At 51.1% G+C, this 19,105-nt stretch carries 21 protein-coding genes and 1 pseudogene; 6 read left to right on the forward strand and 16 right to left on the reverse strand.

Annotated elements, in window-relative coordinates:
* Positions 1–145 precede the first annotated feature (145 nt).
* The 3 genes from ACTQ52_RS07635 to ACTQ52_RS07645 all read right to left on the reverse strand — a co-directional run bounded on the left by ACTQ52_RS07635 (position 146) and on the right by ACTQ52_RS07645 (position 2,255).
* Positions 146–1,081 carry a DUF1848 domain-containing protein gene (locus tag ACTQ52_RS07635; RefSeq protein ID WP_410043425.1) on the reverse strand — a complete coding sequence of 312 codons (936 nt, stop codon included), beginning with the start codon at positions 1,079–1,081 and terminating at the stop codon, positions 146–148.
* A gap of 97 nt (positions 1,082–1,178) precedes the next feature.
* A complete protein-coding gene (locus ACTQ52_RS07640; RefSeq protein ID WP_410043469.1) occupies positions 1,179–1,727 on the reverse strand; it encodes a histidine phosphatase family protein in 549 nt (182 codons plus the stop codon).
* Between the two features lie 159 nt (positions 1,728–1,886).
* Positions 1,887–2,255 (reverse strand): winged helix-turn-helix transcriptional regulator, encoded by a 369-nt coding sequence (locus tag ACTQ52_RS07645; protein WP_441982249.1) that lies wholly within the window; start codon positions 2,253–2,255, stop codon positions 1,887–1,889.
* 268 nt (positions 2,256–2,523) lie between these two features.
* Here ACTQ52_RS07645 and ACTQ52_RS07650 point away from each other — a divergent pair, with 268 nt between their 5' ends.
* Positions 2,524–3,024: a DODA-type extradiol aromatic ring-opening family dioxygenase gene (locus ACTQ52_RS07650; protein WP_441226369.1), complete on the forward strand. Its 501-nt coding sequence runs from the start codon at positions 2,524–2,526 to the stop codon at positions 3,022–3,024.
* Positions 3,025–3,035: 11 nt separating this feature from the next.
* The gene (locus tag ACTQ52_RS07655; protein WP_154522770.1) at positions 3,036–3,431 is read left to right on the forward strand and encodes a pyridoxamine 5'-phosphate oxidase family protein; all 396 of its coding nucleotides are present in this window, start codon (positions 3,036–3,038) and stop codon (positions 3,429–3,431) included.
* A 66-nt stretch (positions 3,432–3,497) separates the two neighbouring features.
* Here the strand turns inward: ACTQ52_RS07655 and ACTQ52_RS07660 are convergent.
* From ACTQ52_RS07660 to ACTQ52_RS07670, 3 genes and pseudogenes are all read right to left on the reverse strand, one after another.
* Positions 3,498–3,719 (reverse strand): annotated as a pseudogene (locus ACTQ52_RS07660) (VOC family protein); the annotation flags it as partial.
* Between the two features lie 138 nt (positions 3,720–3,857).
* Positions 3,858–4,085: a hypothetical protein gene (locus ACTQ52_RS07665; protein ID WP_410043421.1), complete on the reverse strand. Its 228-nt coding sequence runs from the start codon at positions 4,083–4,085 to the stop codon at positions 3,858–3,860.
* Positions 4,086–4,158: 73 nt separating this feature from the next.
* Complete coding sequence (locus tag ACTQ52_RS07670; RefSeq protein ID WP_441982250.1) at positions 4,159–5,895, reverse strand: [FeFe] hydrogenase, group A; 1,737 nt, start codon at positions 5,893–5,895, stop codon at positions 4,159–4,161.
* A gap of 335 nt (positions 5,896–6,230) precedes the next feature.
* On the opposite strand from ACTQ52_RS07670, the gene ACTQ52_RS07675 reads away from it, so the two are divergent.
* The 3 genes from ACTQ52_RS07675 to ACTQ52_RS07685 are packed head-to-tail and all read left to right on the forward strand — an operon-like array spanning position 6,231 to position 7,251.
* Positions 6,231–6,572 (forward strand): MoaF-related domain-containing protein, encoded by a 342-nt coding sequence (locus ACTQ52_RS07675; RefSeq protein ID WP_410043419.1) that lies wholly within the window; start codon positions 6,231–6,233, stop codon positions 6,570–6,572.
* A gap of 30 nt (positions 6,573–6,602) precedes the next feature.
* Positions 6,603–7,073 (forward strand): hypothetical protein, encoded by a 471-nt coding sequence (locus ACTQ52_RS07680; protein WP_441982251.1) that lies wholly within the window; start codon positions 6,603–6,605, stop codon positions 7,071–7,073.
* Positions 7,051–7,251: a putative quinol monooxygenase gene (locus ACTQ52_RS07685; RefSeq protein ID WP_441982252.1), complete on the forward strand. Its 201-nt coding sequence runs from the start codon at positions 7,051–7,053 to the stop codon at positions 7,249–7,251. The genes ACTQ52_RS07680 and ACTQ52_RS07685 overlap by 23 nt, the downstream gene beginning before the upstream one ends.
* Before the next feature lie 338 nt (positions 7,252–7,589).
* On the opposite strand, the gene ACTQ52_RS07690 is transcribed toward ACTQ52_RS07685, so the two are convergent.
* On the reverse strand, positions 7,590–7,958 hold the full coding sequence (locus tag ACTQ52_RS07690; RefSeq protein WP_441982253.1) for a hypothetical protein: 369 nt from the start codon (positions 7,956–7,958) through the stop codon (positions 7,590–7,592).
* Between the two features lie 16 nt (positions 7,959–7,974).
* On the reverse strand, positions 7,975–8,778 hold the full coding sequence (locus ACTQ52_RS07695) for an NAD-dependent protein deacetylase (RefSeq protein WP_441982254.1): 804 nt from the start codon (positions 8,776–8,778) through the stop codon (positions 7,975–7,977).
* Between the two features lie 68 nt (positions 8,779–8,846).
* On the opposite strand from ACTQ52_RS07695, the gene ACTQ52_RS07700 reads away from it, so the two are divergent.
* A complete protein-coding gene (locus ACTQ52_RS07700) occupies positions 8,847–9,353 on the forward strand; it encodes a hypothetical protein (RefSeq protein WP_441982255.1) in 507 nt (168 codons plus the stop codon).
* Here the strand turns inward: ACTQ52_RS07700 and ACTQ52_RS07705 are convergent, their stop codons facing one another.
* The 8 genes from ACTQ52_RS07705 to ACTQ52_RS07740 form a co-directional block, all read right to left on the reverse strand.
* A complete protein-coding gene (locus ACTQ52_RS07705) occupies positions 9,354–9,617 on the reverse strand; it encodes a hypothetical protein (protein WP_441982256.1) in 264 nt (87 codons plus the stop codon).
* Positions 9,618–9,806: 189 nt separating this feature from the next.
* Positions 9,807–11,795 (reverse strand): lysine--tRNA ligase, encoded by a 1,989-nt coding sequence (lysS, locus tag ACTQ52_RS07710; protein ID WP_441982257.1) that lies wholly within the window; start codon positions 11,793–11,795, stop codon positions 9,807–9,809.
* A 22-nt stretch (positions 11,796–11,817) separates the two neighbouring features.
* Positions 11,818–12,315 (reverse strand): transcription elongation factor GreA, encoded by a 498-nt coding sequence (gene greA / locus ACTQ52_RS07715; protein ID WP_410043410.1) that lies wholly within the window; start codon positions 12,313–12,315, stop codon positions 11,818–11,820.
* A 146-nt stretch (positions 12,316–12,461) separates the two neighbouring features.
* Complete coding sequence (gene dusB / locus ACTQ52_RS07720; RefSeq protein ID WP_410043409.1) at positions 12,462–13,415, reverse strand: tRNA dihydrouridine synthase DusB; 954 nt, start codon at positions 13,413–13,415, stop codon at positions 12,462–12,464.
* A 3-nt stretch (positions 13,416–13,418) separates the two neighbouring features.
* The gene (locus ACTQ52_RS07725; protein ID WP_410043408.1) at positions 13,419–14,003 is read right to left on the reverse strand and encodes a DUF6145 family protein; all 585 of its coding nucleotides are present in this window, start codon (positions 14,001–14,003) and stop codon (positions 13,419–13,421) included.
* A 114-nt stretch (positions 14,004–14,117) separates the two neighbouring features.
* Positions 14,118–15,095, reverse strand: coding sequence for a 6-phosphofructokinase (pfkA, locus tag ACTQ52_RS07730; protein ID WP_410043407.1), 978 nt, complete (start codon positions 15,093–15,095; stop codon positions 14,118–14,120).
* A gap of 90 nt (positions 15,096–15,185) precedes the next feature.
* Positions 15,186–18,671 carry a DNA polymerase III subunit alpha gene (locus ACTQ52_RS07735; protein ID WP_441982258.1) on the reverse strand — a complete coding sequence of 1,162 codons (3,486 nt, stop codon included), beginning with the start codon at positions 18,669–18,671 and terminating at the stop codon, positions 15,186–15,188.
* 122 nt (positions 18,672–18,793) lie between these two features.
* The gene (locus ACTQ52_RS07740) at positions 18,794–19,054 is read right to left on the reverse strand and encodes an HPr family phosphocarrier protein (protein WP_410043405.1); all 261 of its coding nucleotides are present in this window, start codon (positions 19,052–19,054) and stop codon (positions 18,794–18,796) included.
* Between the last annotated feature and the right edge of the window lie 51 nt (positions 19,055–19,105).

Consider the following 19,105-nt stretch of genomic DNA (forward strand, 5'->3'; position numbering starts at 1 on the left):
GATTGATTCTGAAAAATGAGTACCTCTTCGGGCCACGTAGAGCCGGTATAAGAATCTTTCTACCCGCGACTTTTCCAATCGTGATTCCACAGGATCAATGTTTAATGTTCTACATCTACGATCATTTTGCTGTGTGGAGGGAGCTCTAGAGAAGGTCAAAGATGCTCATCTGTCTGTCAATCCAGGACGCCTGTTTGGCAGTGTGTACAATATCATGCTCTGTGAGATGTCCGATTAACAGCGGAGACGAAGGATCATGCTGACTCATATTATGGAGAACAGCGGATTGGTCGTAGTTGGCATAGCAATAAAGGCAGCCGTGTCCGCAGGTGTTGTACTCGCCAATATCAGCGCCAAGGAGACAGGAACACCCCTGCCGTGCAGGGGAATGGGTTGGCACGAGAAGTCTCTTTCCTATGGCATTTTCAATGACCTTCTTAGAAAAACACCCTTCTGCATCCACATGGCTTCTGACAAGGGATCTGTCTTCCAGACACAGGTGAATCTGCATACCCAGCCTTTCAGCGGTCATATTGAAAGAATCGATCAGCTCATTCTGTACGGACATCAGAACTGCCGATGCCTCTGGAAAATTGCGCTTTGTCTTTTCATACAGATCAAGGAAGCTCACTACACACTGATCGGTATAGGGCTTTAATTTCCCAGCCATCTCAGCGAATGTCCGTTTGTGGAAATCAACCGTATATTTTCCGAAAATAAAGACCGGATCGTACCTCCAGATGACACTCCTTCGGCCGGCGTAACGGGAAAGAGCAGCAAAGGCCTTCATAACCTTCTTCTTTTCCGGAACATGCGGCTCTATCTCCGTCCCGTAAGGAGTGATGGTCACCATGAAGAAAGTGCGGAATGCGTCCAGTTCATGGATCCTGTTCAGCATAGGAATTGGATTTTTTGTGCAAAAAGAGATGACATCCACAACTGACGGGTCCAACCTGTATTTTGTCACGGAGACCGGATTATATGGGTTCCTGACAAGGGCATATCTCTCGCGAATGCGGTTATAGAACCAGTCCGAAAAGAAGGCTGGGATATCCGTTCGGCTTCCTGTGTTGATAATCATTGCATACCTCTGAAATCCACTGTGCACATACAATTTCAATTCTGCACAACTTATCTGCAATCTGCTGATTTTCGAGACAACTGAACGGATAAAGGCATCAGAAATCATATTCCCGCACTTGCGCATTGCGGATACCGAATGAAGCGAACTCCTCGTTCGTCATGTCATGAAAATATGACTCGATAATTCTGGAAATGCCGTTGTGTGCAACGAGCAGATATGTCTTCTCCGGATCCCTTTTCAGATCATCGATCAGATTGTAGATGCGCTGTGCCATTCGCATCATGGATTCGCCGCCGTCAAAGCTGTCACAGAAGTTCTGCTTTGCTCTGGCAAACTCTTTTCCGTCTCGGGCGGTTCCCTCCCATTTGCCGAAATTCTGTTCAATGAGCCTTTGCTCGATCCGCATCGGCACACCGGTCATCACAGAAATTTCCTTTGCCGTATCATAGGCACGGCTGAGCGGTGATGTCAGGATTTCATCGATGGTGATTTCTCCGGCATCCATCTTCAGCTTCAGGATTCTTCCTGTCTCTCTGGCCTGCTCATGCCCCAGCTCTGTCAGGGGACTGTCTGTTGCGCCGCAGATCTTATTTTCAACGTTCCATACTGTCTGGCCGTGCCGGACGAAGTAAAATTTACCCATAGTTGTGTTTAAGGCTCCCTTGATAAAATAATATTGAGAATAATCCTTGAATGCATGATCAATCTTGAAGAGCCGGATATACTGCATTCAGCAAAGAATCAGAATATGTAATCGAGAATGAACATTTTTATTCTCCATAACTCTTTATTCATTATCTGTTTATGCATTTTTTGCTTTCAGATAAGTGATATATTCATTCCCCCATTTTTCGATCGACTGCAATACTGTTCTGAATTTCTCTCCGATCGGTGTCAGCTCATATTCCACGCGCAGTACGCCTTCCGTGTACACATTGCGGCGGATCATCCCTTCTTTTTCCAGGTATTTGAGCTGGTTGGAAAGTGTTCCCTGGGCGATATCAATTCTACGGAGCAATTCATTGAAGCGCACTGGACCATTTTCCAACTGATAAAGGATTAGAATTGCCCATTTCCCCTGCAGCACTGTCTGCGTGGTGACATAAGGACAGATGCCGAACAATTCCTTTCCCTGCTTTTTTGTCGTCTCTTCTATTTGTTCTATTTCCATTTCTGCATATCTCCTTCACTGTCGGAATAATGATAGATTAAGGCATACTTGGGAGAACACTCTGCACGGCCTTTACGCGGTTATTCATTAACTTGCTTGTATTTTCAGTATCCAGTCACTTGAAAATGACTTAGTCCTGTAAAAAATCCTGATTGACGATTGCACTCTATGTGATATTCTTAAGTTACTTCAATTAATTGACTATGTCAACGATTTAAAGCGCTTCTGATATTTTTTCAAAAAATTAGATGGCAGGAAGGGAAACATCATGAGTACAAGAATGCCGGTAGTTTTCTCCGGGCACGGCACATGGACGGTTCTGGTACATATGTTTCCAAAGGCCGATATCCCTGTGGTTCAGCTCTCCGTAAACGGAAGGCTCTCCGCTGCACAGAGCTATGCGATCGGCAAAAAACTCACAGCGCTGAGGGATGAGGGATACCTGATCTTCGGCAGTGGAAATGTCGTGCATAACCTGATGCGTGTGGAATGGGACAATGACGGCGGCACACCGATGACACTGCGCTTTAATAAGGAAATCACGGATGCAGTTCTATCAGCGAAAAAGGACATTGTGATTCGTTATGATCAGCTGCAGGATGCGTCCTATGCTGTGCCGACACCGGATCATTTTCTTCCCCTCCTCTACTGCCTTGGCGCGACGGAGGGAAATCAGGTAAAGGTCTTCAACAATATCTGCAATCTGGGATCTATGGCAATGACAGGTTATTTATTTGAGACAATATTTGAGACAAATGCTAATGCATGAAGGAGGCAGAAATGGAGAAAGTACTTGAGTTTTTAAAAAAGGCCGGCGTTTGGTATCTTGCAACGGTCGATGAGGAAGGTAATCCGCAGGTTCGCCCGTTCGGCGCACAGAATATTTTTGAAGGAAAACTGTACATCCAGACAGGTCTGAAGAAGAAGGTGGCAAAGCAGATGCTGGCTCATCCGCAGATTGCGATCAGTGGGATGGCCGACGGCAAGTGGATCCGCCTGAACGCAGAGGCAGTACACGACGAGCGGATAGAGGCACAGCAGTCCATGCTGGATGCCAATCCCAGCCTGAAGTCTATGTATGCCGCAGGTGACGGTAATACGGCTGTCTTCTACCTGAAGAATGCGACAGCGGAGATCTGCAGCTTTACAGCAGAGCCGGAAGTTATCCGTTTCTGATCTGCGGTTCTGATCGTTCAGAACTACAAATATAAAGGAAACAGCTCTCTGGACATCTCAGAGCGAATGAATGTATCCGGTGCGCGCCTGCGCTTTTTCTTCATCTTTCATTCCCGGCTTATTCATGATCTCGAGGCGGGCACCGTCATCAAAACTAAGAAAATATGATCGGAAATCTGTCTTTGGATTATGATATCCTTCGTTTGATCTGGCACCCAGATACTGCATAAAGAAGGATCTCGCCTTTTCCAGATCATTGACATACATGGCGATATGTTCAATTTTCATTGTCTGTCCTCCCATGTACATGGCATATCCCCATCTGCGGATAAACGGATGGTCTGAAAGCACATATTTTCCCGCATAGGATAGGGCTGTTTTAAAATCCAGGTCCGCAACATATTTAATCAGTTCGTCAGTATGCCACTAGTCATCAAACAACAGGTTGTGATTGATAAATGACATCCGATCATTCACGCTTCCGATCTGATCCAGTGTCACATAGAAATAGATGCGATGAAACTGCTGCTCGGTCAGCACATACCCACGTAGGGCAGATACATCGGCGTTATTCTTTACATATCGCATGATCAGGGCATCCACATCTTTTGTTCTGTAAGATTCCGGCAGGGCATCCAAATCTGCCTGGACCATTTCTTTTGTCATCCTCATTGTTGATTCAGCACATTGTGACCGGCGCGCTGGTGACTGCGCGCCGGTCACGGTGTCATTCGATCTCATCGAAGTAGGAGCTGTCCTTGTGACAGATCGGACACTCAGCCGGTGGATTGACGTCCTCGCAGATATAACCACAAATGCGGCACTTCCACTTCTTAACAGGATCGAAGTAGGAGCTGTCCATATGACAAATCGGACACTCAGCCGGCGGATTATCTCCTTCATAGATATAACCGCAGACACGACATTTCCATTTTCGTGTTGCAGATCCGGGCGTTGTCACTTCCTCATAATCGCCGGTGCCTTCTGACCTTGCATTTTTGCCTGTTTCTTCTCCGAAAAAGGCTGCTGCACCGTTTTTCGCTTCTGCTCCATCTACGTCAAATGTCAGTAGTGTCTTATATTTTCCGGCATCTTCACCGAGCAGCCCACTCCTGTCCGTGTAGGATATATGGAGCATTTCTTCAGCGATCGGCGAGAGAGGCTTTCTGTAAAACTCTTCGTACAGCTGCTTCAGCTCTGGATTCTCATGACTCTTTCGCAACTTCATCTGCGCATCCCGCTTGTAAAGACTTTCAATACGGGAATCCACCATAGTTCTGCGCTCTTCCACATCGGCTTTCGGCTGTCCTCCGCCGCCAATGCATCCTCCCGGACAGGTCATGACCTCAATAAAATCATAATGTTTTCCGGATTCCTTTGCCATGGAAAGGAATCTGCGGACATTCGATGTGCCATAGATCACGGCCAGCTGAAGGCGCAGTGTTCCGATTTCTACGGCCGCTTCACGGATTTCCTGCATGCCGCGGACGGGCTCGAGTGTGTACAGTTCCTTTGGAGCAGGTTCATGTGTGACAAATTCGTAGGCAGTGCGGACGGCAGCCTCCATGACGCCGCCTGTGTTGCCGAAGATTACGCCTGCGCCGGAGGCCTCTCCCATCAGCTTGTCGAATTTTGAATCCTCCAGCGTTGAAAAATCAATGTCAGCCTTTTTCGCCCAGTCTGCGAGCTCACGCGTTGTGATGACATGATCCATATCTCTGAGACCGGGAAGATTCAGATACCTGGCGGAAGCATTCATTTCTCCGCGGCGGATCTCGAATTTTTTAGCGGTACAGGGCGTCAGCGCCACATTTACAATTTTCTTTGGATCTATCCCCATTTTCTTTGCAAAATAGGTCTTGATCGTAGGACCCTGCATCCCTATAGGGCTCTTTGCGGACGAAATATTCGGCAAAAGCTCGGGGTAATAGATCTCGGCAAACTTCACCCAGGCCGGACAGCAGGATGTGAACTGAGGAAGTGGCTTATTGTGCGTTGTAAGCCTCTCCACAAGTTCGCTGGCCTCCTCCACAATCGTCATATCTGCCGCGAAATTTGTGTCGAGCACATAATCTGCGCCCAGTTTCCGGAGGAGTGCTATCATCTTTCCTTCGACAAAGCTTCCTCTTTGCATTCCGAAAGCTTCGCCCAGGGAAACCCTGACGGATGGTGATGTACTGACGATAAGAACCTTATCCGGATCCTTTGCTGCGGCTATTACGGCGTCCATCTCCGGTGTCTCTGTTATCGAGCTGACCGGACAGACATTCGCGCACTGGCCGCAATGGATACAGACGGCAGTGTCGTTGGTCTTTGACAGGTCATAATAGCCGAGCACGCTGATATAATCCCGGCAGATGTCTCTGCACTGACCACACTTAATACAGATATTTTCTATGCGGCGGATGGCAGGATTGTCTGCCTCAATTGGAACACGGATGCTTTCTGATAAATGTTTTCCCACTGCGCGCCTCCTTTTTTTATTGAAACTTACGCCTTTTCTTGTTCTGTCATCCTTCCGGGTCAGCTCATCAGAAAATGGCTGCAGGAAAGATCGATCCTGCAACCATTATACACCTGCCTGTGTTTCCCCGCATTAAAAATTTCACCGACCGAACTTTTTCAAAAATCAGAGACCGATTTTTCCCCAGGCGGTAATTTTCAGGTGACTTGGTCACCAAAAAAATCGTACTTTTTAATTTCTGTAAATGCTATATAGTAAGTGTAGTATTAAATCAATACTTGTTTTACTTTTAATAGTATTTCAGCTTTTTAACATCAACAAAGGAGAAAACAAAGATGTCTATTTATGAATTTACTAAGGGGAAAAAGGTCGATGTAGATTATGAGACAGGCTACCACTTTGTAATTACCTATCTCAGTGAGAATAAACTGCATTGGGACGCACTCTCAAAGACCGCCGAGGGCGCTCCGGCACATGAGGACGAGCCGTATACTTCTTATGACCTCGGCGATGGAAAATACATGGTCAACTGGATTGAGGCGTCCGGTCTTGTAGTATCCCAGATTGCAGATTTTGCAAATGGCAGGGTTTATGCCTTTATGACCTGGCCGGATGAGAATGCGCGCGGTAAAAGGGCTGAACTTCTTCACAAAGGCACACTGAAAATCATGGACTGATGTCTGATGACAGGAGAAAGGAACAAATCAATGAGAAAAACATTATCCACAGAGAATTTTAAGATTCATGTGTTCGGCACAGATGACAACAGTTTCAATGTAACCGCAGTCATCCTTCTGAAAGAAGCTGACGCTTATCTCATCAATACAGGTTTTACCAGAGCTACGGCAAATGAGCTTGTTGATTTTTTAAACACCGAAAAACTGAATCTGAAAGGTGCATTTGCTATCCACGGTGATCCGGATTACTATTTCGGAATAGAACAGATTCTACGCTCTGTTCCGAAGCTCGAGGTTCTTTCAACAGAGGAGACTCAGCAGCATATCGCGGAGAGTGTCATCGGAAAACTTGCTGTCTGGTCTTCCGTGCTGCAGGAACAGGCCCCATCCAGGTCAGAGGAGCTTGCTACTTCTCTGAAAACAGCCTATCCGGATTACATCAACACCGGAGTTATCGATCTTGGAGCCAAGGTTCTCCTTGGAGAAATTCAGTGGGGATGATTATGTTAAAACTTATAGCTTCCAATCATATCAAAAAGATCAGCTGGAAAAGTTCACTGCCCTGGCAAAGGAACTGATTATGAAGTCCCGCGCCGAAGAAGGAAATCTGTCCTATTCCATCAATGTAAGTCTAGATGATCCCTGCCTTTTTACGTTCGTGGATGTTTGGAGAGATTAGAAAGCCTTTGATATACATAACAGGACGCCTCATTTTACCGGCATCTTCCCGCAGATCCAAGTGATGTCCGATAAAGCGACACCTCCAACTTTCTATACGGAGTTGGAAGCATAGCTGAAAAGTTTGATATTTCAGTGGGCTGGTTTACTTTTGCTGCTGGAAGAATGTATATTTTTTTATCTGTTTTTTCAGTTTACCATGATACCGGAGACGACAAAAGACCCGGGAAGCATTTGCACAATCGCATCGGCCTCCCGGGTCTTTCTGATCTGTATAATTCTTCCGGTCACATTCATCCAGTCTATTTTTTGCCCTTATCTGAATTTCACATTATGATCTTATTCAGATACTGCTCTCTCGGATACATGCGCTGTTACCTCATAATATTTTTGCGGATCCCTGACAATAGAAAGCAGGTTTTTCATTACCTCACTACCATGGTAGTCATCAATTAAATACTGATGAACCGTCTGCATATATTCCTCATGATCGGCCGCCGTCATCGGCGTGAACACACCGCGGATCAGGGAGTCCAGGCCGTACTTCTGACGGAACTTCCCAAAGTACCTTCTGAACGATCCATTATCCGCAAAAATATGATACCCATCCGCGATGGAAAGCCCGTTGCTCGCCGTGATCAGAATGGCGTCCGTGTTTTTCAGCCAGTCTTTTGCCTCTTTATAATCGTTTACTTTATATTCCATCATTTTTCACCCTCTACGATCATACAGCTGTGACTTTCTTCTCCATTTCACTTCTTACATCCTCCAGCACTTTCCCAATATCGGCCTGGATAGCCAGTCCCCTGTCTTCAATTGCCTCCGGCAGGAACGCATAATCCTTGTTCACAGAAATATACGTCGTCTGTGGCAAACTGTTCACCAGTTCCCAGAACGGCTCCTGGATGAACATCGGTGTGAGTCTTCCGACGCCGAGTTCCAGGAAAAGAATCTTCTCGTCCTTATGCGCGAGAATGTAATCTGATATCTTCTGATATTCCTCTTCGTACTTCTTTCCGGTCAGGAAATTCCCGTAACCCCGGACCCACGGAAACGCCTCAGCGCCGCAGTGCGGGCAGCGCGGGATCAGTTCCTTCGGCACTTCCGTGCCCTCACCCATGGCATCGATCATCTCCTGCACCGGTTTCACGGCATCCCATACCTCATCCGTGCAGCACCTGGAGCACTGGAAGAAGCGATGGTCGCCCTGAATCTGGGCGACTTTAGACTCCGGATACAGCTTTACGAACTGGGTGTCCTGATTTGTGGTCAGTACAAAGAATTCTTTATCCGCGAGGACCGCATCCAAATCCAGGTACGGCTTCCGAACCTCCGCATGCTGGGTGGTATGCAGGAATGTTGCCATATATCCCCAGAACTCCTCACGGGAATCCCAGTGGGCAAAAGCACCTTTGAATCCGTATTTCTCCGCATACTTTCCGAAATATTTCCGGTAAGAGGCGTTGTCTTCATAATAGAAATCCCCGCCGCCTGCTGCGGAAAGGCCGGATGCTCCTCCAACGATCACGCAGTCCGCGTCCTTCACTTTCTGAACAAAATCCTGAATCTGCTCTTCATAAGGGAGCGGCTCTTTCTTTGTCAGCGGAACCACAGTCCTGCCGGATGCATATACGTTGTAATATCTGGAATAATTGCTCATCTGTACTTCATTTTGACAGCCTGGATGAAGTACTGGACAGTGTCATCGATGACGCCCTCCTCTTTTCAGAGAGCGGCTCCGGAACGGTTGTTGATGTACTCGATATTATCCGCAGCGGCAGGTCAGATGTGCTCCGTGAGAACGAAACCGTCCTGCCCGCCTGCCAGCGGATCGCTGATTCTGATAAATACCATCACTTGTTTATGGACGTATCTGTCAGCGACCATATCATCCAGAGGATTGCCGCTCATGATCATGACAAAGTTGTCCCGGATCTTATGGCGCATACCGGCCTCGCCACAGATGAAGCCGATATGCTTTTTAAGTTCATCCTTAACGGATCTTTCGCTGTAAACAGGAGCCTTAGCTGGGAGAAAAATGAACGATGGTACCGGTTCCAGCAGATCCTTGGCAGATTTATTAATGCCGGGATAGAGGGATAATCACATCGCCACTTCTGTTACCATCCCCGCCTTCATGGTGAACCTCATCATCTCCGAGAAGACCTCAATCTTTTCGATGAAGTCCCGGACGAGCTTGTCATCATAAGCCAAGGCATCACCCTTACTGGCCTCCAGCTCTTTGCGCAGGGCCGCGATGCACTCCTCGTTACGGGTGAAGAGCGCCTGCTCCTCTGTTAGCTTTACTTTATCTCCTCCCGGACTTCTCTTGGCCTTGTAATGTCCTGATACTCCTGTTCCACACATTTCCTCCTTGTGGATTTGTGTGCAGATGCCCGTATAATAAGCATCTGCGCCATCTGGCTGTTATTTCAAACAGGGATGAAAGGCTTTTCAGCCTCTTTTCCTGCTGTCTGCACGCAAAAAGGCACCCCCTCTCAGATTGATTCTGAAAAGGAGTGCCTTGAAGGTTTTCCGCCTGTTATTATCCCCGGATCAATACAGCTTCGCACCGGCCGGGATGTGGTTGTCCACCATCAGAAGATGAAGCTCTTCCTCACCGTTTCTCTCGTTCACCGCGGACAGGAGCATGCCGCAGGAGTCGATCCCCATCATCGCTCTCGGCGGAAGATTGGTGATGGCGATCAGGGTCTTTCCGACCAGCTCTTCCGGCTCGTAATAGGCGTGAATACCGCTTAAAATCACGCGATCCGTGCCCGTTCCGTCATCCAGAACGAACTTTAAGAGCTTCTTGGACTTCGGAACAGCCGAGCATTCTTTTACCTTCACAGCCCGGAAATCGGACTTAGAGAAGGTATCGAAATCCACTTCTTCTTCAAACATTGGCTCGATCTTCACATTCGAGAAATCAATTTTCTCATTCGGTGTAAAGAACCCGGTCTGATCGGAAACAGCCTCTTCGGTGGTTTCAGATCCGCCCTCTTCCCCGACCTTTTCACCCGCATGTGCTTCTTTGTTATCCGCCTTGAGGGTCTTCATTGTCGGGAAGAGGAGAACATCACGGATCGCCGGCGTATCGGTCAGCAGCATCACGAGACGATCGATACCATAGCCGATACCACCAGTTGGCGGCAGACCGATCTCCATCGCATGAAGGAAGTCCTCATCGGTGTGGTTAGCCTCTTCATCACCGGCAGCCGCCAGTGCATCCTGTGCCTTGAAGCGCTCACGCTGATCGATCGGGTCGTTCAGCTCGGAGTATGCGTTACACATCTCACGTCCGTAGATATAGAGCTCAAAACGCTCTACCTTTGTCGGATCGGAAGGCTTCTTCTTCGTCAGCGGCGAAATCTCTACCGGATGATCCATGATGAAGGTCGGCTGAATCATCTTCTCCTCACAGAATGTCTCGAAGAAACCGTTCTCGATGTCACCGATCTTATGGTGTGCCTCGTACGGAACGTTATGCTGATCCGCCAGTGCACGTGCCTCCTCGAGGGTCTTTACCGTGTTAAAATCAACACCGCACTCCTCCTTGATGGCATCCGTCATCGACAGACGGCGGAACGGCTTGCCGAGATCGATCTCGGTGCCCTGGTAGCTGATGAGGGTCTTCCCACATACCTTCTCTGCGAGGTAGCGGAACATGCTCTCCGTGAGCTCCATCATACCGTTGTAATCGGTATAGGCCTGATACAGCTCCATCAGTGTGAACTCCGGATTATGACGGGTATCGACACCCTCATTACGGAATACACGGCCGATCTCGAACACACGCTCGAGACCACCGACGATGAGACGCTTGAGATAAAGCTCGAGGGAAATACGAAGCTTTACGTCCTCGTTCAATGCGTTATAGTGGGTCTCGAAAGGACGGGCAGCGGCACCACCGGCATTCTCCACCAGCATCGGTGTCTCCACCTCCATGAAGCCACGTCCATCGAGGAAGTTACGAATCTCACGGATGATCTGAGAACGCTTGATGAAGACATTCTTCGAATCCTCGTTCATGATGAGGTCAACATAGCGCTGACGATATCTCGTATCGGTATCCTGCAGACCATGGAACTTCTCAGGAAGCGGATAAAGCGACTTCGACAGAAGTGTAAGTGACTGTGCATGGACAGAAACCTCGCCCATCTTCGTCTTAAATACGAAGCCCTTTACACCGACGATATCACCGATATCCATCTTCTTAAACTTCTTGTACTCATCCTCACCCAGCTCGTCACGGGTGATATATGCCTGGATACGGCCCTGCTTATCCTGAATATGGATGAAGGACGCCTTACCCATCACACGCTTCTGCATGATACGGCCAGCGATCGATACCTGCTGATTCTCGAACTTCTCGAAATCATCCCGGATCTCCTGGCTGTGCTGCTCCTGATCGAATTTCGTAATCTCGAAAGGATCCTGTCCGGCAGCCTGCAGCTCTGCAAGCTTCTCACGGCGCGTACGAACGATATGGTTCGTATCCTCTACCGGCGCCTGGTTCTTCTGGTTTTCCTGATTCTCTGCCATAGCTTCTCCTTGCTTTTTATGCTTACGCCTCGTGATCGTTGACGCGCTCCACCTCAAGTACGCGGAACTTGAGATCACCCGCCTCGGTCTCAACGGTCACCTCATCGCCTGCCTTGTGGTGCAGAAGGGCCTTACCGACCGGTGCCTCGTTGGAAATCTTTCCGGTCAGGCTGTTCGCCTCCGAGGAACCCACGATGAAGTAGGTCACTTCCTCATCGAACTCCTCATCATAGAGCTTTACACGGCAGCCGACATTGATCTCACCCTCGACAGAGTCATCCACGACCTCAACGTTCTTCAGCAGTGCCTCGAGCTCGACGATTCTCGCCTCGATGTCTCTCTGCTCATCCTTCGCTGCATCGTACTCTGCGTTCTCGGAAAGATCGCCCTGCTCTCTCGCTTCCTTGATCTTCTCTGCGATCATCTGTCTCTTGTTGACCTTCAGATCATGAAGCTCCGCCTCATACTTGTTAAGACCTGCACGTGTCAGTAAATTCTTCTTTACCTGCTCTTCTGCCATGTTTCCCATAGCTCCTTTCAAGACTTCCTTCTGCTCATCCATCCGCGATGAATCAGCATTATAAAACAGGCCGCTTCCGAATGGCCGGAAACCGCCCATCATCCATTTTCACGATTGCATATTGTAAAGCAAATCAGCTCCACTTGTCAACATTTCATCGCGTCCACCAGCGCATACAGCTCCTCGATGCTGCCGGCGGTATTCACCTTACCACGGAGCTTCGACGAGTCCGGGTAGCCCTCCGTATACCAGGCGATGTGCTTCCGCATCTCCCGGACCGTCGTGAATTCACCCTTATACTGAAGCATCAGCTCCGTATGATGGTGGATCATCGCGATCACCTCCTCGATGGAAGGTGCCGGCAGAAGCTCGCCCGTCCGGAGATACTCGACCGTCCGTCGGATGAGCCACGGATTTCCCTGGGCCCCGCGCGCGATCGCCACGCCGTCACAGCCCGTCTCGTCCATCATGCGCTTCGCGTCCTCTGGTGTGAAGATGTCGCCGTTTCCGAACACCGGAATCTTCACCGCCTCCTTCACCCGCCGGATCACTTCCCAGTCCGCTGCCCCACTGTAGAGCTGCGCCCGCGTCCGGCCATGCACCGTCACTGCCGACACGCCGGCCTGCTCCGCCATCTTCGCGAACTCGACCGCCGTATCGTCCGTTTTCTGAAAGCCCTTTCGGAACTTCACCGTCACCGGCTTATGGCAACGCTCTACCATCGCATGCAGAATCTCATACGCCAGCTCCGGATGGTTCATCAGATCACTTCCCTCATGATTGTTCACGATCTTCGCCACCGGACAGCCCATATTTACGTCGAGGATATCGAAACGATCCTCGATCCGGGACGCAATCTCCGCCATAATCTCCGGATCGGAGCCGAAGAGCTGCACCGCCACCGGATGCTCATCCGCCCCGGTCCGCATCAGCTCCTCGGTATTCTTATTATGGTAGAGGATCGCCTTCGCACTGATCATCTCCGTCGTCGTAAGACCGACCCCCATCTCCCGCAGGATCGTCCGGTACGGAAGATCCGTCACCCCCGCCATCGGTGCCATCGCCACATTGCTTGGGAGCTCCACATTTCCAATTTTCATATATTAATCATCCCCAAAAAGCGTATGGTACGCGGTCTGCTCCGCATTCGGGTCATCCGGCATCACCGGCATGTCCCAGGAACCCGTCATCCGGATCCCGCCCTGCTCCGACTCCGCGACGACATCCTGGTTCGATGTCTCCGCCGCGGACGTCCTCACCTCTTCCGAAGTCGCTCGACGCACCTCCGCATGGCCCTCCGGATTATTCGCACCCGGCTCCGCCTGCATGTCCGCCTCTGTCAGCTCCTCGGAAGACCGTCCTCTCCCATGCAGCATCTCCAGCGCCTGGTAGTAGGTCTCCAGCTTCGTAAACAGCGCCTCATAGCGCGTCGCCAGCTCCCCGATCTTCTTCTGTGCCTTCGCATCATCGAAACGAAGATCATCCTCCTCGTGCATCGACTTCAGTACCAGCTTCTGCTCCGCATTAAACGACATCAGAAAGACCCCACCGATCTCCTCGACATAATCCACCGCGATCAGCTTCAGCTCCTTCTGCACATCCTCCGGCAGATTCCCATACTCCGGATTCAGATAATACTTCTGATGATAGGCATTCGCCGCACACAGCACCACATCTTCTCTCATCATCGCACCTCACTGTTCTAAAAATCATCCGCATTATAACATCCATTCACCGTTCTGCAAAGTTAAGAAAAAGGAAAAGGGCGACTGCAGATGCAGTCGCCCTCCTGTGCGTATGATTTAGCGAACCAGCAGCTTCGCGATTCGATACTGCTCCTCGTTGATATCCTTCTTCATCTGAAGTGCTTCCTGGATAGCATAATCGACGAACTCGCCATGCTTATAAGCCACAAGGCGATTCGACTTACCCTCATGCAGAAGCTCTACGGCACGTGCACCCATCATCGATGCATAGTAACGATCCTTACAGGTCGGTGAGCCACCACGCTGGATATGTCCGAGAATGGTTGCTCTCGTCTCGATACCCGTCGCTGCCTCGATGCGCTTCGCCATCGATGTGCTGTGGCCGATTCCCTCGGCGTTGATGATGATATAGTGCTTCTTGCCTCTCTTACGTGCCTCGATGATACGGTTGATGATCGCCTGCTCATCGCCATCGTAGCGCTCCGGAAGCAGGATCTCCTCCGCGCCGTTCGCCACACCACACCAGAGTGCGATGTAACCGGCACGACGACCCATGACCTCGATGATCGAGCAGCGCTCATGTGAGGTCGAGGTATCACGCAGCTTATCGATGGCCTCCATCGCGGTATTGATGGCGGTATCGAAACCAATCGTATAATCCGTACATGCGATATCGAGGTCGATCGTGCCCGGCACACCGATGGTGTTGATGCCGAGTGCACTCAGCTTACCCGCGCCACGGAAGGAGCCGTCACCACCGATGACGACCATGCCATCGATGCCATGCTTACGGCAGATCTCGGCACCACGTGCCTGACCCTCCGGCGTTGTAAACTCCTGACATCTCGCCGTATAGAGGATGGTACCACCACGGCTGATGATATCGGATACAGAGGTCGTATCCATATCGACGATCTCCTCCTGCAGAAGACCCGCATATCCTCTCATGATACCCTTTACCTTGATGCCCTCGTGAATCGCCGTACGAACAACACTACGTACACAGGCATTCATACCTGGCGCATCACCACCGGATGTCAGTACACCAATCGTCTTCACAGCTTTCGTCGCCATAATCCTATCCTCCAGATATATTTACATTCTCCCTAAACACACTAGCAAGCGAGATTGTGATAGCTTTCACAATCTCGCACTTATAATAGTTTAGTTTTGTACTTTTTTCAATACCTTATATGAAACTCGAACGTTTTTTTCGCCGAGAAGCTGATCGAGGCTTTCCATCAACACCGGATCGAGCTGCACCGCATGCTGACGGTCGAGGCGTTTCACGGCCTTTTCCTGACGGAGATAGATCGCCACGCCATCTTCCCCGGGGTATGCTCTCAGGAGCTGTTCCAGCGCCTGCTGCTCAGCAAAGTACTGGTTTTTATCCTGGAGCTGCAGCCAGAGCTCCTTCGGTGCCTCCGCGAAGGTATAGATCCGATCGGCGATCAGCTTACTGTCCTTCTCGCCGGAGCCGTCGACATGTCCCTCGATAAAGAGCTTCGCATCCGGCGCGAGCAGTGCACGCATCGTCTGGTAGGTCTTCGGGAAGACGACGACCTCCACGGTACCCATCCGGTCCTCGAGCTGCAGGAAGGCCATCTGCTGCTGTTTCCGGGTGGTCTTCATCTGCAGCTCCGTGAGGATCCCGCCGATCGTCACCTTCTGCTGATCACGAAGCGGCACGGTGCCTGTCTCATCGTCCCGGCGGAAGTCCGCACTCGTGGCAGAGACATTGGCATCCATCACGGCGCGATAGGCATCCAGCGGATGGCCGCTCAGATAGAAACCGAGCGCCTCCTTCTCGTACTGCAGCAGCTCCTCCTTCGAATACTCCGGCAGCTTCGGCATGCGGATACGGAACTCGCCCGCCTCCTGATTATCCTCCCCGAGGAGATCCGCGAGGGTCATCTGACCCGCCATCGAATTCTGCTTTTCCTTCACACGGCCTTCGATGATGGTCGGAAGGATCGCGATCTTCTCCCGGCGGTTGCCCGGGAACGGATCGAGCCCGCCCGCCTGGATGAAGTACTCGATGGCGCGGCGGTTGATCCCCTTCTCCGAGACACGGACGACGAAATCCTCGAAGTCCTTATACGATCCGTGCTGCTGCCGCTCCTTCACGATAGCCTGCGCAGCGCTCCGACCGACGCCCTTTACGGCACTCAGACCATAGCGGATCGCCCCTTCTGTGGAGACCGAGAATCCGATCTCCGCCTGATTCACATCCGGCGGCAGGATCGCGATGCCGAGCGTGCGTGCCACATCGAAGTACTCGGCGGTCTTCCCCATGTTATCCATATAGGAGGTCATGAGCGCCGCGAAAAACTCGGCCGGATAGTAGCAGCGAAGGTAAGCCGTCTGGTAGGAAACGACGGCATAGCAGGCCGCATGCGACTTGTTGAAGGCATACTTCGCGAAGTCGATCATCTCGTCATAGATGTGGTTCGCCGTCGCCTCATCGATGCCCCGCGCGATGCAGCCCGGGATGTGCTGCTCCGGATTACCATAGACGAAGTTCTTCCGCTCCTCCTCCATGACCTTCGTTTTTTTCTTGCTCATGGCACGGCGCACGAGGTCCGAGCGTCCCATCGAGTAGCCGGCGAGATCACGCACGATCTGCATGACCTGCTCCTGGTAGACGATACAGCCATAGGTCGTCTCGAGGATCGGACGGATCTCCGGGCAGTCGTAGCTGATCGATTCCGGGTGCTCCTTGCCCTTTATGTACTTCGGGATGAAGTCCATCGGACCCGGTCGGTAGAGTGCGACACCGGCGATGATGTCCTCGATGCCCTCCGGCTTCAGCCGCTTCATGAAATTCTTCATGCCGGCTGACTCGAGCTGGAACACACCCTCACAGTGCCCGCCCGAAATCATCTGGTACACCTTCGGATCGGCATAGTTCATGTTCTCGACACTCAGGTCTGCATGATGCAGCTTATTCACATCCCGGATGGCATCCTTGATGACCGTCAGATTCCGAAGTCCTAGGAAATCCATCTTGAGAAGCCCCAGCTCCTCGATCGTCGTCATCGTAAACTGCGTGGTGAGGGTGCCATCTGCCGCCCGCGATACCGGCACGTACTCCACCAGCGGCTTTCCGGAGATCACGACGCCGGCCGCATGCATGGAGCTGTGGCGCGGCAGTCCCTCGAGACGCTTACTCATATCGATGAGGCGATGCGTCTCCGGATCCTCCTCATACATCTTTCGAAGCTCCGGATTCGACTGAAGTGCCTTATCGAGCGTGATGTTCAGCTCATTCGGCACCTGCTTCGCGATCATATCACACTTCGCATATGGAATATCCAGTACACGCCCGACATCACGGATGACACCGCGCGCGGCGAGCGTACCGAAGGTGATGATCTGCGACACACAGTCCTTACCATACTTCCGGGTCACGTACTCGATCACCTCCTGCCGGCGCTCATACTCGAAGTCCATATCGACATCCGGCATGGTGACACGCTCCGGGTTCAGGAAACGCTCGAAGACGAGATTGTAACGCATCGGGTCGATATCCGTGATGCCGATGCAGTACGCGACGAGGGAGCCCGCCGCCGAGCCTCTGCCCGGCCCCACCGCGATATCGTGCGTCTTTGCATAGTGCACATAATCCCAGACGATCAGGAAGTACTCGACGAAGCCCATGCTCGCGATCGTATCGAGCTCATAGTCGAGACGTGCCCGGTACTGCTCGCCATCCGCGCCGTAGCGCGCCCGGAGGCCATCCTCACAGAGCTTTCGGAGATAGCCCGTCGTGTCATAGCCCGCCGGCACCTGATAGCCAGGCACATGGTAGTGTCCGAATTCAATGCTTACATTACAGCGCTCTGCGATTTTATGGGTGTTGTCGAGGGCTTCCTCCGCATACGGAAATAAAGCCCGCATCTCCTCCTCGGACTTGATATAGAACTGCCCACCCGGATAGCGCAGACGATCCTGGTCTGTGATTTTCTTTCCGGTCTGGAGACAGAGCAGGATATCGTGCGGCTCTGCATCCTCCTTCCGGGTGTAGTGGATATCGTTTGTGGCGACCAGCGGAATCCCGGTTTCTTCATGTAACTGAAGTAAGCCTGCATTGACCTTCCGCTGCTCCGGATAGCCATGATCCTGAAGCTCGAGGTAGAAGTGCTCCGGCCCGAAGATGGAGAGGTAGCGCAGCGCCGCCTTCTTCGCCTCCGGATACATATTCCGGGTGAGGTTTCGTGACACCTCGCCGGCGAGGCAGGCGGACAGGGCGATGATGCCCTCGTGGTAGCGCTCGAGCGTCTCGAAGTCGACACGTGGCTTATAGTAGAAGCCGTCGATGAAGCCCGTCGACACGATCTTCATGAGGTTCGCGTAGCCCTGGTTATTCTCGGCGAGCAGCACGAGATGGTAGTAGCGGTCCTCGCCCTTTCCGACCTCCCGATCGAAGCGGGAGCCGCCCGTGAGATAGACCTCACAGCCGAGGATCGGCTTGATTCCCTGCTTCTGCGCCTCCTTATAGAAGTCGATGACACCGTACATCACACCGTGATCGGTGATGGCCATCGAATCCATCCCGAGCTCCCGGCAGCGCGCGATCATCTCCGGGATCCGACCGGCGCCATCGAGAAGGCTGTAGCTTGTATGAACATGTAAATGCGTAAAGGCCATCATACCCTCCAGTAAAAACAGATGCCTCTATTGTAGCATAGAATATACGCGAATGCTTGTTCTTTTTTGTACAGAAATTAAGGGAGACGCCTTTCGGCGTCTCCCTCCGTAATATTCAGCTCTTAAGCCTCCGCTCCGCAGAGATACTCTGTGATGCTCTTCAGTGCAGCATCCTCATCTTCACCGTCTGCGCTGACTACCAGCTCCTGTCCGTTGTCAAGTCCCAGTGCCATCATCCCCATGATCGACTTGGCGTTGACCTTACGTGGACCATCAGCCATATAAATGCGTGATTCAAAGCGGCTGGCAATTTGAACAAGCATCGCGATCGGATGCTCATCCGGTTTTTTCGGTAACTGAACTACTACATTTGTATCCTTCATATAATCCTTCCTCGAAGATAGAACTCGCGTTAAACGCTCCTCCCTGGATGC

Source organism: Oribacterium sp. Sow4_G1_1, from assembly GCF_052116105.1.
In the GTDB taxonomy this organism is placed as follows: Bacteria; Bacillota; Clostridia; order Lachnospirales; family Lachnospiraceae; genus Oribacterium.

Bases quoted from the DNA above. Each gene is read 5' to 3' on its own strand.
- ACTQ52_RS07655 (WP_154522770.1), top strand. From the start codon at position 3,036: ATGGAGAAAGTACTTGAGTTTTTAAAAAAGGCCGGCGTTTGGTATCTT.
- ACTQ52_RS07665 (WP_410043421.1), bottom strand. From the start codon at position 4,085: ATGGTCCAGGCAGATTTGGATGCCCTGCCGGAATCTTACAGAACAAAA.
- ACTQ52_RS07725 (WP_410043408.1), bottom strand. From the start codon at position 14,003: ATGATGAGAGAAGATGTGGTGCTGTGTGCGGCGAATGCCTATCATCAG.
- ACTQ52_RS07705 (WP_441982256.1), bottom strand. From the start codon at position 9,617: ATGTGTGGAACAGGAGTATCAGGACATTACAAGGCCAAGAGAAGTCCG.
- ACTQ52_RS07735 (WP_441982258.1), bottom strand. From the start codon at position 18,671: ATGGCCTTTACGCATTTACATGTTCATACAAGCTACAGCCTTCTCGAT.
- dusB (WP_410043409.1), bottom strand. From the start codon at position 13,415: ATGAAAATTGGAAATGTGGAGCTCCCAAGCAATGTGGCGATGGCACCG.
- ACTQ52_RS07740 (WP_410043405.1), bottom strand. From the start codon at position 19,054: ATGAAGGATACAAATGTAGTAGTTCAGTTACCGAAAAAACCGGATGAG.
- ACTQ52_RS07650 (WP_441226369.1), top strand. From the start codon at position 2,524: ATGAGTACAAGAATGCCGGTAGTTTTCTCCGGGCACGGCACATGGACG.
- ACTQ52_RS07690 (WP_441982253.1), bottom strand. From the start codon at position 7,958: ATGATGGAATATAAAGTAAACGATTATAAAGAGGCAAAAGACTGGCTG.
- pfkA (WP_410043407.1), bottom strand. From the start codon at position 15,095: ATGGCGACGAAAGCTGTGAAGACGATTGGTGTACTGACATCCGGTGGT.
- ACTQ52_RS07675 (WP_410043419.1), top strand. From the start codon at position 6,231: ATGTCTATTTATGAATTTACTAAGGGGAAAAAGGTCGATGTAGATTAT.
- greA (WP_410043410.1), bottom strand. From the start codon at position 12,315: ATGGCAGAAGAGCAGGTAAAGAAGAATTTACTGACACGTGCAGGTCTT.
- ACTQ52_RS07680 (WP_441982251.1), top strand. From the start codon at position 6,603: ATGAGAAAAACATTATCCACAGAGAATTTTAAGATTCATGTGTTCGGC.
- ACTQ52_RS07635 (WP_410043425.1), bottom strand. From the start codon at position 1,081: ATGATTATCAACACAGGAAGCCGAACGGATATCCCAGCCTTCTTTTCG.
- lysS (WP_441982257.1), bottom strand. From the start codon at position 11,795: ATGGCAGAGAATCAGGAAAACCAGAAGAACCAGGCGCCGGTAGAGGAT.
- ACTQ52_RS07645 (WP_441982249.1), bottom strand. From the start codon at position 2,255: ATGGAAATAGAACAAATAGAAGAGACGACAAAAAAGCAGGGAAAGGAA.
- ACTQ52_RS07640 (WP_410043469.1), bottom strand. From the start codon at position 1,727: ATGGGTAAATTTTACTTCGTCCGGCACGGCCAGACAGTATGGAACGTT.